At 64.7% G+C, this 16,222-nt stretch carries 7 protein-coding genes; all 7 read left to right on the top strand.

Going from position 1 to position 16,222, the window contains the following annotated elements:
• Positions 1-164 precede the first annotated feature (164 nt).
• The 7 genes from Mame_RS24580 to Mame_RS24610 all read left to right on the top strand — a co-directional run bounded on the left by Mame_RS24580 (position 165) and on the right by Mame_RS24610 (position 16,222).
• Complete coding sequence (locus Mame_RS24580) at positions 165-4,541, top strand: bifunctional class I SAM-dependent methyltransferase/DEAD/DEAH box helicase (protein WP_018065919.1); 4,377 nt, start codon at positions 165-167, stop codon at positions 4,539-4,541.
• Positions 4,542-4,544: 3 nt separating this feature from the next.
• Positions 4,545-5,576, top strand: a complete 1,032-nt coding sequence (locus Mame_RS24585; protein WP_018065920.1) for a DUF7146 domain-containing protein — start codon at positions 4,545-4,547, stop codon at positions 5,574-5,576.
• Positions 5,577-5,939: 363 nt separating this feature from the next.
• Positions 5,940-6,872: a DUF2493 domain-containing protein gene (locus tag Mame_RS24590; RefSeq protein ID WP_018065921.1), complete on the top strand. Its 933-nt coding sequence runs from the start codon at positions 5,940-5,942 to the stop codon at positions 6,870-6,872.
• 85 nt (positions 6,873-6,957) lie between these two features.
• Positions 6,958-7,218 (top strand): WGR domain-containing protein, encoded by a 261-nt coding sequence (locus tag Mame_RS24595; RefSeq protein WP_018065922.1) that lies wholly within the window; start codon positions 6,958-6,960, stop codon positions 7,216-7,218.
• Positions 7,219-7,383: 165 nt separating this feature from the next.
• Positions 7,384-8,244, top strand: a complete 861-nt coding sequence (locus Mame_RS24600; RefSeq protein ID WP_033410633.1) for a BrxR family helix-turn-helix transcriptional regulator — start codon at positions 7,384-7,386, stop codon at positions 8,242-8,244.
• A gap of 72 nt (positions 8,245-8,316) precedes the next feature.
• Entirely contained in the window at positions 8,317-11,268 is a 2,952-nt protein-coding gene (locus Mame_RS24605) for a DEAD/DEAH box helicase (RefSeq protein ID WP_018065924.1), read from the top strand.
• A 4-nt stretch (positions 11,269-11,272) separates the two neighbouring features.
• Positions 11,273-16,222, top strand: coding sequence for an Eco57I restriction-modification methylase domain-containing protein (locus Mame_RS24610; RefSeq protein ID WP_018065925.1), 4,950 nt, complete (start codon positions 11,273-11,275; stop codon positions 16,220-16,222).

Here is a 16,222-nt window from a genome sequence, read left to right on the forward strand (position 1 = left end):
TCTGGCTTGGCTCAGAATATAGAACATAACAAGAACAAAATCAAGCCGAGCTTCCGGGACGCGTCAGATTCGAGAGGGAGAGAGGGGCCGGGAAAGATCAGGTCCGAGGCTGCCCGAGAGAGGGTGTCCGGGCCTGATCCTGTCCTTCATTCCGGAGTTTCCCGATGACCCATCTTGCCCCTGTTGCGCAGGCGTCCTTGCCTGCGCCCATTGTCCCGTTGGCAGCAAATCCTGCCCCTGCGATCGTTGCTGTTGCCGAAGCGCTGCAGCCCGATCTGGCGCAAGGGCTTCAGATCGACGCGCTGCGCCTCCGCCGCGAGATGGAACATGCCTTTGGCGGTTCCGATGCGACCGGTGCTTGGGACTGGAAGCTCGCCTATGAGGCGGGCGAGGTGGCGCTGATCCTCTTTCTGCGAAAGTTCGGTCGGGCGCTGCTTGCGCGTGCCGGCTCGCCTGCGGCGCTCTTGCCGATCCTCGCCAAGGTGGCAGGCCTCTTGCCCACGCACACCCGGCGGTCGGAAGAGATGGAGCGCTTTCAGCAATTCTCGACGCCGCTGCCCATGGGGCTCGCGGCTGTGGCGGCAGCACAGATCACGCCCTATGATCTTGTCCTAGAGCCGTCTGCCGGGACCGGGCTTCTGGCGATCCTCGCCGAGATCGCCGGCGGCGCTCTGGCTCTCAACGAGTTGGCGGACACCCGCGCCGACCTTCTTCGCTTGCTGTTCCCGGGCCGACCGGTCACGGGGTTTGATGCCGCGCAGATCGACGATCATCTCGATGCCTGCTCAAGCCCGAGCGTCATTCTGATGAACCCGCCTTTCTCGGCCCAAGCCAATGTCGATGGTCGGTCGACCGAGGCGACCGCCCGACATCTGCGCTCGGCCCTTGCGCGCTTAGTTCCCGGCGGACGGCTCGTGGCCATCACAGGGGCCGGTTTCGCGCCGGATGCGCCGGCCTGGGCCGAGACCTTCGGCCGTCTGACCGAGACCGCCCATCTCGTCTTCACCGGCGCGGTGTCGGGCGCCGCTTTCGCCAAGCACGGCACCAGCTTCGAGACGCGGATTTCTGTCTTCGACAAATGCCGCGGCGGCGAGCCGGGCGGCACCACCGCAGACCTGCGCCAACCCATGTCTAGGGACGTGGCGCATCTGATGTCCCGGGTCACTGCCGAGGTTCCGCCGCGCCTCAAACTGGATCCAGCTCCTGCTGCGGGGCAGGGCCATTCTTCCCCCTTTCCGGGAAATTTTCACCTCACCACCCGCAAACCCGCCAGCCGATCGCACGCGACCTCTGCAGCCAATCCGGCGAAGCCTGAAACCCAGATTGAGGCCGAGGAACTGGACTACGCTCTCCGCGACGCCGCCGAAGACGAAGACACGGCACGGCTGTCCGACGCGATCTACGAGACCTTCCGCCTGCAGGCCATCAACATCCCCGGCGCGGCGCCGCACCCCACCAAACTTGTGCAATCGGCGGCCATGGCCTCTGTCGCACCGCCGAAACCCAGCTATCGCCCCAAGCTTCCGGCGGCCATCCTGCGCGACGGCCTGTTGTCCGACGCGCAGCTTGAGACTGTCATCTACGCGGGGGAGGCGCATGGCGCGCATCTCACTGGGTCTTGGACCGTCGATGAAACCGGAGACGTGGTCTCCGCTGCACCGGACGATGCCGCTGACGCCGTCCGCTTCCGCCGCGGCTTTTTCCTCGGCGATGGCACCGGGGCGGGCAAGGGCCGCCAGTCGGCCGGGATCCTGCTCGACAACTGGTGCCAAGGCCGCCGCAAGGCGCTCTGGATCTCGAAGAGCGACAAGCTTCTCGAGGATGCGCAGCGCGACTGGTCCGCACTCGGCCAGGAGCGGCTGCTTGTCACGCCCCTCTCGCGCTTCGCGCAGGGCCGCGACATCCCGCTCTCCGAGGGCATTCTCTTCACCACCTACGCCACGCTGCGCTCCGAAGAGCGGGGGACCAAGAAGTCCCGCGTCGACCAGATCGTCGACTGGCTCGGGGCGGATTTCGACGGAGTGATCCTCTTCGACGAAAGCCATGCCATGGCGAATGCCGCTGGCGGCAAAGGCGAGCGGGGCGATACCATGGCCTCGCAGCAGGGCAGGGCGGGCCTGCGCCTTCAACACAAGCTTCCGAATGCCCGCGTGGTCTATGTCTCGGCCACCGGCGCGACGACGGTCCACAACCTTGCCTATGCGCAACGCCTCGGCCTCTGGGGCGGGGAGGATTTCCCCTTTCAGACCCGGTCGGAATTCGTGGAAGCCATCGAGGCTGGCGGTGTCGCGGCGATGGAGGTCCTGGCCCGCGACCTCCGGGCGCTCGGCCTCTACACAGCGCGGTCGCTTTCCTATGACGGTGTCGAATACGAGATGCTGGAACATGCTCTCAGCCCCGAGCAGCGCGGCATTTACGATGCCTATGCCGGGGCCTTCGCCATCATCCACAACAACCTGACCGCGGCGTTGGAAGCGGCGAACATCACGGGCGACAGCGGCACGCTCAACCGGCAGGCCAAGTCTGCCGCGCGGTCAGCCTTCGAGTCCGCCAAGCAGCGATTCTTCGGCCATTTGCTCACCTCGATGAAGACCCCCACGCTGATCGCATCTATCGATGCCGATCTGGCTGCGGGTCATGCGGCGGTCATCCAGATCGTCTCGACGGGCGAGGCACTGATGGAACGCCGCCTGACGGAAATCCCAACCGAAGAATGGAACGATATCCGCTGTGACATCACGCCCAGGGAATACGTCCTGGATTACCTCGCCCATTCCTTCCCGGTGCAGCTCTACGAGCCTTTCACCGACAGCGAAGGTAATCTTTCGTCGCGCCCCGTCACGCGCGACGGCCAACCGGTCGAATGCCGCGAAGCCGTCCGCCATCGTGACGCGCTGATAGAAAAGTTGGCTTCGCTGCCGCCGGTCCCTGGTGCGCTCGACCAGATCGTCCAGCGCTTCGGCACGGATCTCGTGGCCGAGGTCACGGGGCGTTCACGGCGCATCGTGCGCAAGGGCGAAGGGCATTCGGCACGGCTCGTAGTGGAGAACCGGGCCGGAGCCGCGAACCTCACTGAGACCCAAGCCTTCATGGATGATGAAAAGCGCATCCTGATCTTCTCGGATGCCGGTGGCACCGGGCGCAGCTATCACGCCGATCTCGGGGCGAAGAACCAGCGCTTGCGGGTCCACTACCTCTTGGAGCCCGGCTGGAAGGCAGATGCGGCGATTCAGGGCCTTGGCCGCACCAACCGAACCAATCAGGCGCAGCCGCCGCTCTTCCGGCCAGTGGCCACCGATGTGAAGGCGGAGAAGCGGTTCCTGTCGACCATTGCGCGACGTCTCGACACGCTTGGCGCGATCACGCGCGGTCAGCGGCAGACCGGCGGGCAAGGGCTGTTCCGCCCGGAGGATAACCTCGAGTCGCCCTACGCCCGAGACGCCCTGCGCCAGCTTTACCGCCGCATCTATCGCGGCGATCTGGCGGGATGCTCACTTGGGGCTTTCGAGGATGCCACAGGCCTCAGCCTGACCGACGACAACGGGCTGAAGGACGACCTGCCGCCGATCACGACCTTCCTCAATCGCCTGCTGGCGCTGACGATCGACATGCAGGCCGTGCTGTTCGCGGGTTTCGAGGAGCTGCTCGATCAGAGAATTGAGGGCGCCATCGCCGCCGGGGTCTATGATCTCGGGCTCGAGACACTCCGTGCCGAGAGCTTCCGGGTGACCGACGCACAGGTCATCTACACCCATCCCGGCTCCGGCGCCGAAACCCAACTGCTAACCATCGCGGAAAAGCGCCGCAACAAACCTACCTCGCTGGCCGATGCGCTCGACTGGCTGGATGACCCGAAGGCGCGGCTTCTGGTCAACAGCCGCTCGGGCCGGGCTGCCGTGCAGGTTCCCGCCACCAGTCACATGCTGGAAGATGGGACCATCGAGCCGCGCCTGCGCCTGATCCGCCCGACCGATGCCAGCACAGTCCCGGCAAAGATCATGGAGGACACCCACTGGCTCGAGGCCGACCGCGCGGCCTTCTCCGCCGCCTGGACCGCGGAACTGGCCGAGGTGCCGGAGTTTTCGGACTCCACGCTGCACATCGTGGCAGGCCTGCTGCTGCCGATCTGGAAGCAGCTCCCCCAGGACGAAACCCGCGTCTACCGCCTGCAGACCGATGACGGGCAGCGCATCATCGGCCGCCGCGTCTCGCCTGCCTGGGTCGCGACCACGCTGGCCAGCGACGCCCCAAAGCTCTCAGCGGCGCAGGTCCATGCCCTCGTTCTGGAGGGAAAGACACTCGTGCGCCTGTCAGAAGGGATGGAGTTGCACCGCTCCCGCGTCATGGGGGTGAACCGGATTGAACTGTCCGGCTTCACAGAAGCGGCGAAGGACCGCCTCAAGGCCGATGGCTTCTTCTCGGAGATCATCAGCTGGAAGCTGCGTCTCTTCTGCCCGGCGGACTCGGGCGGCATTGCCGTGCTGGATCGTCTGCTTGCACGTTGTCCTGTAACGGGACTACATCAACGCGGAGGTTGTTGATCCATGTATTCCGAGACTGAAGATGTGATCCGCGCACTGGCGGAGAATGCAGAGAGCGTCTGTCGCGCCTACCTTCCCGCCGGACGGCGGGAAGGGTCCTACTGGATTGTGGGCGATCTGCAGAACAACCCGGGCAGGTCGCTCTTCGTGCGGCTGACCGGGCCAGCCTCAGGGCCGGGCGCGGCCGGCAAGTTCACCGATGGCGCCACAGGCGAGCATGGTGATCTTCTCGATATCATCCGTGAGAGGACCGGGATCTCCCGCTTTCCCAATCTTCTGGCTGAAGCCCGGGCGCATCTTGGCCGTCCGCAGCCGGTCCTCCTGGATGCGGCAATGCCGAAAAAGGCCAAGGGCCCCGGCGGCACTCCGGCGGCGGCGGCGCGATTGTTTGCAGCCTCGGTGCCGGTCGCAGGCACGCTTGCCGACACCTACCTCCGCTCCCGCGGCCTGACCCAAGGCGGCACAATGAGCGCCCTGCGCTTCCACCCGAAGTGCTGGCATCGGGATGAGGGTCAGACCAAAAGCATTCCCCGACCAGCGCTGATCGCTGCAGTCACCGATGGGGCAGGGGCATTGCAGGGCGTGCATCGCACCTGGCTGGCGCCTGACGGACAGGGAAAAGCTCGGGTTGAAACGCAGCGGCGTGCCATGGGTCACCTCCTCGGCAATGCCGTCAGGCTGACCCCGCATGACGACATCTTCGTGGTCGGTGAAGGCATCGAGACCATGCTGTCCCTTGTCGAAGCGTTGCCGGGCCTTCCCGTCTGGGCGGCGCTCTCGTCGGGTCACCTCGGAGCGGTCCTGCTGCCGGAGGGGGTGCAGCGCCTCTACATCGCCATCGACCGCGATCCGGCCGGGCAAGGCGCGGCAGAGAGGTTGCGCGCTAGAGCCACCGAGGTCGGGATTGGTTGCCATGTGCTGGAACCGCTTCTCGGGGATTTCAACGATGATCTCCGGGCGAACGGCAAGGAGGCACTGCGCCAGCATCTGGCATGTCAGATCGGGCCAGAGGATCGGCAGCGCCTGTTGGGCTGAGCAGCATCGAGCAGGGGGCGGTCGGGGATAGCGGGGTAGGGGGGTACGGATCCCTGTCATGGCTGTGGATCGCCGCTTTGCCCCTTCCCGGGCAATCTCATCCACCCGTCACCCGAGCGGCCTTCAAGAGATGGGCAGGCGGCCGTCAAAGGTGCCGCCCCTTCAAGGACGGGGGGCGACTGATTTCCGCCGGCGGCAGAGCCGCCTTTGCATCGCGAAGCAAATCAGCCGCCCCCCGTCCTCCTCCACATGCGTTCCGGCCCCGAAGGCGGGGTGAAGGGCCAGCCCCTCCCACGGCTTTCGCAGCCCATGAAGGCCGCGCGGGATGACGCGCGGACGAGACAGGCCCGGAGGCAAGAACCGATGAAGATCCACACCCACAACGACGCGTATGAACCCGCCCACACCGCATCCCAGACCGCCCATGCGCTCGACGAGCTGCAGCTCTATGGCTACCGCCCGTTCGACGAGCCCGATCCGCGCCCGATGCCCGATGGGCAGCGCCTCGCGGTCGCTGTCGCCGACATCTTCGATGCCCTCGTCGCGACCCTGGAAGACACCCGCATGGAGCCCGACCTCGAAGAGGTGCTCTGGGGTCAGGTCAACCTCTTCCACCGCGCCACGGCCCGGATCGAACGGTCGCTCGATGAGAACGAGCAGGCGCAGCGCCGCCTCCAGCGCGAGCAGGACGGCTCCGAGGTGAAATCCACCGAGCTCGAGCGCCTGACGGCCGAAGGCCTGACGCTGATCGAACGGCGCAACTGCATGGACATGATGCGCGATCACGCCGCCACCGAGTTCGTCCATCACACTGGGTCAACATGGCGCCCCCGCACTGGCTCGATGGTGAACCGCCAGCACATGACCGCAGCACTGATCGACAGCCGCGACTTCCTGGCCGCCAAGCGCCGCGCGGAGACCGAGGTGATGCTGCCCGCGGGCCCCAAGGTCGCACTCACCGGTGGGACCGACTTCAACGATCACCGCTTGATCTGGGGCAAGCTTGACCAGGTCCGGACCAAACATCCCGATATGGTGCTCTTGCACGGGGGAAGCCCGAAGGGCGCAGAACTCATCGCCGCCAAATGGGCCGAGGCCCGCGGCGTAACGCAGGTGGCCTTCAAGCCCGACTGGACCAAGCACGCCAAGGCAGCTCCCTTCAAGCGCAACGACGCGATGCTGGACGTGCTGCCCGTGGGCGTCCTCGTCTTCCCGGGCAATGGCATCCAGGAGAACCTCGCCGACAAGGCCAAGAAGCTGGGCATCCCGGTCATGAAGTTCGAGAAGGGGGCGTGAGCCCCCTTTTCCCCTTGCGGGGAAATCGAGGTGGAAGTGCAGACTTCCACCTGATATTGTGGAGAAAACCTCAGTCGATCACTACATGTACCACAGCCCGATCCAGCTCGATGTCTTCCCAACCGACGTGCAGATGCGCCGGATCGATCCGGCGCGCAACATGCGTCGCTACTATCGGTTGAGTGTGCAACGCGACCTCTTCGGTCGCGCCAGCCTCGTGCGCGAGTGGGGCCGGATCGGCTTTCGGGGGCAGATGATGGTCGAGACGCACCCTGATGAAGGCAAGGCCATCACGGCTTTGATGAAGCTCGCAGGGGCGAAGAAGCGGCGCGGGTACGTCGACTGACGCTGAGACCAGACGAGCGCGCCACGAAGCACTGACAGTTCATTATCGTCATGTGCTCGCCCGATTTGCGTTGAAAAACCGAAGCCTAAGCCATACGGTCAGCGGAAGCCCAGTTATTGGGCGCGCATAGTTTTAATGCGCACGGGTATGCTTGGGGGGGAAGTCGTGTCCAACGACAAGTCGGATCTACGCTGGGGAGTCGAGCAACGTCTCGAGTTCATAGAGTTCCGCCTGTTCTGGGAGGGGCACGTGAACCGCATTGATCTGATGGATCAATTCGGGGTTTCGGTGAACCAGGCCTCTATGGATCTGAACCGCTATATCGGCTTCGCACCAGACAACATGGTCTACGACAAAAGCGCTCGGACCTACGTGCGCGGGCCAGGGTTCAAGCCACAGTTTCTAGAGCCTGACGCAAGCCGGTATCTGGCCCAGCTGCGGTCTGTCGCTGACGGTATCCTCGATAGAGAAGACTCCTGGATAGCCGACTTGCCGCCCTACGCAGCCTCGCCCACGCCCGTGCGAGGCGTCGACCCTGTCACGCTCCGGTCAGTGGTCGGGGCTATCCGGCGTTCGGAGGCGATCGAGGTCAAATATCAGTCCTTGTCGAACCCTGAGCCACGTTGGCGCTGGATTGCGCCCCATGCCATCGCTTTTGATGGCTTCAGGTGGCATGCGCGCGCCTATTGTCTCTCCGACGAAGTCTTCAAGGGTTTCCTGCTCTCTCGGATGATCGAAATTCGCGGGTGCACTGAGAGCGCCGCGGTGCCTTCGGCGGACGCGGATTGGAATGATGACGTGGTCCTCGAGATAGGTCCGCATCCTGATCTTTCCCCGACGCAGGCAAAGGTCATTGCGCTCGACTACGGCATGGATGGTGGAAAGGCGGCGATCAAGGTCAGGCGCGCCCTTCTCTATTACGCATTGCGACGGCTTGGACTGGATACCGATCCAAGCGCGCGACCGCCCAAAGATCAGCAAATTGTGCTTCTTAACCGTGAGACACTGGAGGCGACAGCGCCATGAGAAAATGGTTCTCTCGTCTGCTGTCGAACACTTACGGCTCGCCAGGTTTGGATTGAAAAGAGTGCGTCTCAAATGAGTTCAGCAATCCCCACCCCCGGGTCCGTCATCAGCCTCCGCTCCGCCACATGGAAGGTGCTGGGCACCTCGACGCTGAAGCGCGGCTTCCGGGAGGTCCACTGTCGGGGCCTGAACGGTCTGGTTCGCGACAAGGAGGCCCGGTTTGTCTGGGACCTCGAGAAGGACGCGCGCGTCCTTGACCCGGCGGCGGTCAGGCTCGTCCCGGACACGTCCCCCGGTCTGATCGATACGAAGCTTCACCTCGCGGCCGCATTTCGGGCAACACCGACAACAACCCGCCGCCCGCTTACGCTTGGTCGGGCCGCGATCGACGATCTGACTTTCCAGCATCTGCCAGTGGAGCGGGCACTGGCGCAAGACCGAGTTCGGCTCCTGATCGCGGATGATGTCGGCCTCGGGAAGACCCTTGAAGCGGGCCTGATCACCTCAGAGCTCGCTCTGCGCGGCCGGGCGGACCGAATCCTTGTGGTCACGACACGAGCCATGCTGACCCAGTTTCAGAAGGAGTTCTGGACCCGGTTCTCGATTCCGCTTTCCCGGCTCGACAGCGCCGCAATCCGGAGGATGCGGAACAAGATCCCGGCTCATTACAACGTGTTCGACCAGTTCGACCGGTCCATCGTCTCGATCGACACCCTGAAACGGGACAACCAGATCCGGGACGCGCTGAAACATTCCTACTGGGACCTCATCATCATCGACGAGGCGCATAATACCGCCGAACGGAAGTCGGTCGCCGGGTCGAACTCGCAGCGGGCGGAGCTGGCGCAGCTCCTGTCTCGCCGCACCGACTCCCTGCTCCTGCTGACCGCGACCCCGCATGATGGATCGCAGGAAAGCTTCGCCAGTCTTATCAAGATGCTCGACCCAACCCGGGTTCCGGATCCGACCCGGCTGCACCGGTCTGACATCGAGGATCTTGTCATCCGCCGGTTCCGCTCGTCGCCGGAGGTGGTCGCCGATATCGGCCGAGAGGTCCCGAAACGGCAGCTGTTCCCGCGCCGCTTCCCGCTCAGCCCTCAGGAAGAGGTGGCCTATCAGGCGATCGCGGACCTGCACCTCGATCTTGATGAAGAGCAGACCCGGGGACGCGCGATCGACCTGTTCCGGACCACGATCGCCAAGGCGATTTTTTCCAGTCCGGCCGCCTGTCGCGAGACACTAGAGCGGCGGATCCGGGGGATCGAAAACGGGACAGCCCGCGGCACCCCGGCTGACCGGGACCGGTTGCGGGCGCTGGCGGACAACGTGGCAGCGATCGATACGGGCGCGTTCAGCAAGTACCAGGAGCTCCTGCGCCTGCTGCGTCAGTTGAACTGGACCGGGCGCGCCGCCCGGGACCGGCTCGTCATCTTCTCGGAACGGATCGCGACCGTGTCCTGGCTCGCCGACCGGCTGCGCGAGGACTTAGACTTGTCGGCCGAACAGGTAGCGCGGGTGGATGGGGGGAGCGTCGAGGCTGACGTTCGGACCCAGGAAGTGATTGAGGCGTTCGGCCAGGAGCGGTCGCCGATCCGGATCCTGATCGCCTCTGACATGGCGTCCGAGGGGCTGAACCTCCATTTCCAGTGCCACCGGCTGATCCATTTCGACCTCCCCTGGTCCCTTCTGCGGTTCCAGCAGCGCAACGGGCGGATCGACCGGTACGGGCAGGACAGACCCCCGCAGATCAGCTATTTCGTCGGTGAGAGCACGCATCCGAAGGTGCGGCAGATGTGGGTTCTCGAGAAGCTGGTCGCGAAGGACGAGGCGGCTCAGGCCGGCGTCGGGGACCCGGCCGTGTTCCTCGGCGCGGGGGACGCGGATGGGGAGGAGGCGGTCGTCGCGGAGGCGGTCGCCACCGGCATCGGTGCGGAGGCGTTTGAGCGCCAGATGGACGCCCGGGCCGCGGAGGCCGTCACCCACATGTTGGTCGACGATGAGTTCGCGGCCCTCTTCGGGGATTATGCGGCCCCGGCTCCAGCCGACGCGGCGCCCCCGACGGATCAGGCCCCGCCGCGCCTCTATTCGGATACGTTCAGCTACGCCCGGGCGATGATTGAGCGGCTCTCCCGATCGGAGGGGCGCATCTTCCCGGAGCAGCCCGGGATATTCCCGGATGACCGGGTCATCCGGCTCTCGATCCCGGACGACATGCGGGCGCGTGACGGTTTCGGTTACGCGAGCGAGGGAGCGGTGGATAGCCGGTTCATGCCGGAGGAAGCCGTCGGCCCTGGGGGCCGGGTCGAGCTGACCGACCAACCCGGGGTGATCAACCAGGCGATCAACGACGCGAAGGCGCAGGAGCGGGCTTGGCCGACCGTTCAATTCCTGTGGGACGGGCACCCGATCCTGCACTGGTTCGCAGACCAGGCCAGCACCTTCTTCCCGGAGCACGCCGCCCCGGTAGCGTCGCTACAGGGACGCATGCCCGCGGGGGAGGTGGCCGTGGTCCTTCACGGGGCGATCCCGAACGCGAACGGGGCCCCGGTCGTGGACCGGTGGGCCGTGGTGATCCGGTCGGCGGACGGGACCGTTTGGATCGAGGAGGTGGGCACATTTCTGGAACGGACCCGGCTCGCCGGGGACACTCCGAGCCGCTCACTGGAGGACCTCTCGGCGGCGCAGGCAGCGATCCCGGTTGCGGTGGACCGGTTCCAGACGCACCTGGTCGATCTCCGGAAGGCGCGAGAAGCGGACATCCAGCGCGCCCTCGACGCGGTTCTTGAGCGGCTGTCCGCCCTGGAGACGCGGTTCCGAGCCCAGCTTACGCTTGATCTCGGCGACTTGCCCGGTACCGATGAGGGGCTCAGCCCGTTTGAGAAGAGACGCCTGACGATCCGCCGCAAGCGGGAACAGGAGATCGAGAAGCTGTTCCATGACTGGACAGACTGGTTCGAGCGGACCCGGAAGATGATTCCGGACCCGAACCCGCATGTTGACGTCAAAGCTGTGTTTGTGGGGTGATCGAATGGACCTGATCGGGATCGAAAACGAAGCTGAGTTCTTCCCATCCGGGACCCTTTCGGACGTGCTGAAGGAGGAGCTTCAGGACATCACCGCACGCTGGGCCGGTCTGGACCGGGCCGCCCATCCGGTGGAACGGCTGGCCCGCGTCGCCGGCCCGACCATCGAGGCGCTCCGCCAGGTCCGTAACAGTTCAGACCGGTCCCGGCGCGCCGAGCTGGTCCGGGACGCGCATCACGAGGTGCTTACTGCTCTCGGCTACATGTGGCGGCGCGAGGGAGCCTTCGCCGCCCTTGACGGGGCACCGGTGATCCCCCTTGTGTCGCGCGCCGCGGATTCCAGCGGTCGTGACGCGCTCTGGGTGATCGAGGCGCCCATCCCGGCCCCGGAGGATGAAGCCTCGGACCCACTCGGTGCCTGCTTCACCGAAGATCAATTACCGCCGGACCAGCGCGAGGCGGCACTGACCGACCGGACCATCGAGTCCGTTCTTGCCGAAGGGGTGTTCGAGCTGTCCGACGGCCCGCGTCACGTTCTCGTCCTCGGCCTCTCGCAGATCGTGCTGATCGACAAGCGAAAATGGCCGGCCCGGTCTGTCCTCCGCTTCGACCTCCAGGAGATCTTCGCCCGGGCGGACCGTGACACGCTGACCGTGATGGCCTGCCTGATCTCTCGCGAGGCGCGCGTCCCGGATCAGGGGGCGCCGATCTCGGATCGGCTCGAAGAGGAGGCGCAGCGGAACGCGAACGCTGTCACCACCTCCCTGAAACGGACTGTGCGGGACGCAATCGAGCTGCTCGGCCAGGAGGTGATCGCGGTTACCGGCGGGAAGTACCCGTCCACCTTCCGGGACCAGGGGAGACGCGGGGTCTGGATCGACGGCCCGGATCTGTCGCGCGAGTGCCTGCGCTACATGTACCGGCTCCTCTTCCTGTTCTACGCCGAGGCGAACCCGCGCCTGAACCTTTTGGACATGCGCAACCCCATCTACGCGACCGGGTATTCGCTGGAGGCGCTGCGTGAACTGGAATCTGTCCCGCTCCGGACCACGGCGGACCGGGAGGGGACTTTCCTCTGGGAAAGCCTCCAGAGGACCCTCGACCTTCTCTACACCGGCCTCGACCTCGCCGATGAAGAACGCGGCACTGGCCTTCGCCTGCCGGCCGTCAAAGTGTCCCTGCTCGACCCGGAGAGCACCCCACTCCTGAACGGGCTGCAGCTGCGGAACGAGGCGGTTCAACAGGTGATCCGCCTGCTGTCGCTCCGGTCCACTGGCAAGAGTACTGGCCGAATTTCTTACGCCAAGCTTGGCATCGGACAGCTGGGCGCAGTCTATGAGACCCTGATTTCGTTCACCGGAGTGGTCGCCAAGACCGATCTCATCGAACTCAAACCCCGCAAGGGCCGGTCGAATGACGCGGCCGAGGACGTGGAGGAGGCGGAAGCGCCCGAGCCGGAAGAGGACGACGAGGAGGACCTGTTCGGCGAAGATGAGGCTGACCAGGAGGACGCCTTCCGCCGTGACAAGGTGGACAAGCTGGCGCCTAGTTGGTTCGTCCCCCGCAGCCGGATCAACGAATTTGCCACGGATGAGATCGTCTTCAACGGGTCCGAAGCGCTCGTCTACGAAAAGGGGACCTTCATCTACCGCCTCGCCGGCCGGGACCGGGAAAAGTCCGCGTCCTATTACACACCCGAACCCCTAGCCCGACTTTTGGTCAAGCACGCGCTGATGGAGCGGTGCCGGGACCTGACTGCTGATCAGCTTATGGACCTGAAGATCCTCGAGCCGGCGATGGGGTCCGCCGCTTTCCTCGTGGAGACCACGAACCAGCTGGCCGACCTCTACCTTGAGCGGAAACAGAAGGAGACGGGCCGGACCATCCCGCAGGAGGATATCGTCCTCGAGAAGCAGCGGGTCCGGGCCTATATCGCGGACCGGAACTGCTTCGGGGTAGACCTCAACCCGATCGCCGTCGAACTGGGGGCGATCTCGCTGTGGCTGAACAGCCTGCACGGGAGCGAGTTCTCGCCCTGGTTCGGGGACCAGCTTCATGCCGGGAACTCCCTGATCGGCGCGCGCAGGGCCGCCTATGCCCCCGCGCTTCTCAGCGCCAAGGCGCAGGGGGACCTGTGGTTCAACGGGAAACCCGAGGAGATCGGCTGGCGCAAACGCCTGCCGGACGGTCACGTCTGGCAGTGGCTCCTGCCCGCCAAGGACATGGCGAACTTCGACAAGGACAAGTCGATCGCCCCTTTCGCGAAATCCGCACAAGACCAGATCAAGGCGTGGCGCAAGGACGGCTTCTTCAAGAAGCTCGAACCCCACGAAATCAAGCTGGTCCAGAAACTCAGCCGGGTCGCCGAGGCGTTGTTCGACCAGGTCGCCGAGGACCTCGCCAAGACGCGCGCCGCCGCGAATGACGAGATCACGCTCTGGCCTGACAAGGTGATCCCCGGCAACCGTCAGATGGACTTCCACCAGAAGGAACAACTGAACGCCCACCTGATCGGTGCGGATCACGCCACGAACACGCTCCCCTTCAAGCGGCTCAAGACCGCGATGGATGCGTGGTGCGCGCTTTGGCTGTGGCCGCTGGACAAGGCGCATCTGCTGCCCAACCGGCGGGAATTCATGGAAGGCATGCGCCTGATCCTTGATGGCGGGTTCTCTGCCGACGGGTCGCTTGCGATGGAAAGCACCGCAGACATTCAGGACCCGTCCCCCGATTTCCTGGACATGTTAGAACCCGACGCACCTGCGCGCGATCTATTCAAGGCGGCGTCCAAGCGTCAGGACACCCTGTTCCGCGAAACCAATGTCGAGGCGCTGGTCGAGACCTTCGACTGGCTGGGCATCGCGGTCGAAGTGGCCGAGCGCGAGCGGTTCGTGCATTTCGACCTGATCTTTGCCGACGTGATGCGGGCGCGTGGCGGGTTCGACGTGATCGTCGGGAACCCTCCTTGGGCCAAACCCTCGTGGAACGAGGGGCTGGTGCTGGCGGATATCGATCCGCTTTATGCGGGTCTGTCGGCGTCAGACGCGAAGAAGGTTCTGGGCGAGGCGCTGCCAAAGGCCCCGCCCGTGCGGCGTGAGGGGCGGACGGTTCCGGCGGTCGAGGCCTTCCTTCAGGACTTCGTGTCGACCCGGGGGGCGATGGAGGTGACCTCGTCCGAGGTGATGAACCCCTTCGCCGGGGGCGGGTCGAACAATCTCTATCGCTGTTTCATCGACCTGTCGTTCCGGCTGGTCGCGCCGCAGGGCTATGCGGCGCTGATCCATCAGGACGGGCATTTGGGAGATCCCAAGTCGGGGGCGTTCCGGCGGCACTGGTATGCGCGGGCCGCGAAGCATTTCGAGTTCAGCAACCGGATGACGGCGCGCAATTTTGCTGAGGTCGACCATAACCGCAGGTTCAGCTTGAACGTCTATCGCGGCGAGGAACGTACACCAGATTTCGAAAAATTCACCTACGCCTTTACCGCTGCCCAAGTCGAAGATTCGTATGCAGATATGGACGGCATCGGGCCGGTCCCTAGTATCAAAAATCCCGAAGGGAATTGGGACACCCGTGGTCACCGTGACCGCCTGATGCGGATCGACCGGGATGCGCTGGCGGTGATCCATGCCCTCTCCGAGGAGGAAAGGGTACCGGTTGAAGAAGCCCGGTTCATTCAGCCCTATTCGGCCCGCACACTGGACGTGTTCCGCCAGATGGCGCGGTTTCCAAAACTGGACGCGGCGATCCCGAAGATCGAGCGCAGAGTCAGCACGGCAACAGGGGAGCGGACGGTCGAGGTGCCGCTGTGGCAGATGAACCGCCTCTGGGATGAAACGAACGCCCAGAAAGACGGGACCATCCGGCGCGAAACGGCTTTCCGCGCGGCGGATCAGATGATCCTTCAAGGGCCGCTCTTTTATGTTGGAAACCCGCTTTACAAAACGCCCAAGGCGGTTTCGCGGACTAACGCGGATTACCTCGTCATCGACCTGGCCACCGCGCCAGACGACTACCTCCCGCGCACGAATTACGGTCCTGCACTGGAGATGACCGACTACCGGAACCGGATGACCCAGTGCCGCTGGGACCCGACGAAAGGCCACGCCGATTTCTATCGCGTGGCGTTTCGGAACATGATTGCTCTAAACGGAGAGCGCAGCTTGATCGGTGCGATGATCCCGCCGGGCGCGGCGCACATACACAAGGTTGAAAGCATCGCTTGTGCGGACGTTTCAATTTCTCTCGCAATACACTCGTTCGCTTGTTCGATCCTGTTCGACTATTTGGTCAAGGCAAACGGACGCGGTGATCTTTTTGCCTCTGATATAGGCCGGTGGCCGTTCCCAGAACTGGAGGATACCGCCCGGCACCGCTCCCTGCGACTCGCCTGTATCACCTCGGCCTACGCCAACCTCTGGAACCGTCACGCCTCTACGCTCGACGTCCTTCCATGGTCGTCCCCTGACCCCCGCCTCCACCTCGAAGGCCCGGTCGAAGGCCCGGCCACCTGGGACCGGACCGCAGGCCTCCGGACGGAATTCGCCCGCCGCATGGCGCTGGTCGAAATCGACGTGCTGGTCGCCCAGGCGCTTGGCCTGACCCTCGACCAGTTGATCGAGATCTACCGGATCTATTTCCCGGTCCTGCAAGAGAACGAGGCGGGCACCTGGTACGACCAGAACGGCCGGATCGTCTGGACCTGCTCCAAGGGCCTGCCCGGCGTTGGCTGGCTTGACGACCGCGGCAAAAGCCCCGGCCGCGCTGCCTGGGAGAAGAAGCTGGAGGAAAACCCGCCGCATCTGACCTGCACCGCCATCGACGACACGATGCCCGGCGGCCCCCGCACCGTCACCCGCCACTTCGTCGGCCCCTTCACCCAGTGCGACCGGATCGAGGACTACCGCCGCGCCTGGGCCCATTTCGAGCGGCTGAAATCCGAAGAGGCCGCCTGA

This window comes from Martelella mediterranea DSM 17316 (assembly GCF_002043005.1).
Classification (GTDB): domain Bacteria; phylum Pseudomonadota; class Alphaproteobacteria; order Rhizobiales; family Rhizobiaceae; genus Martelella; species Martelella mediterranea.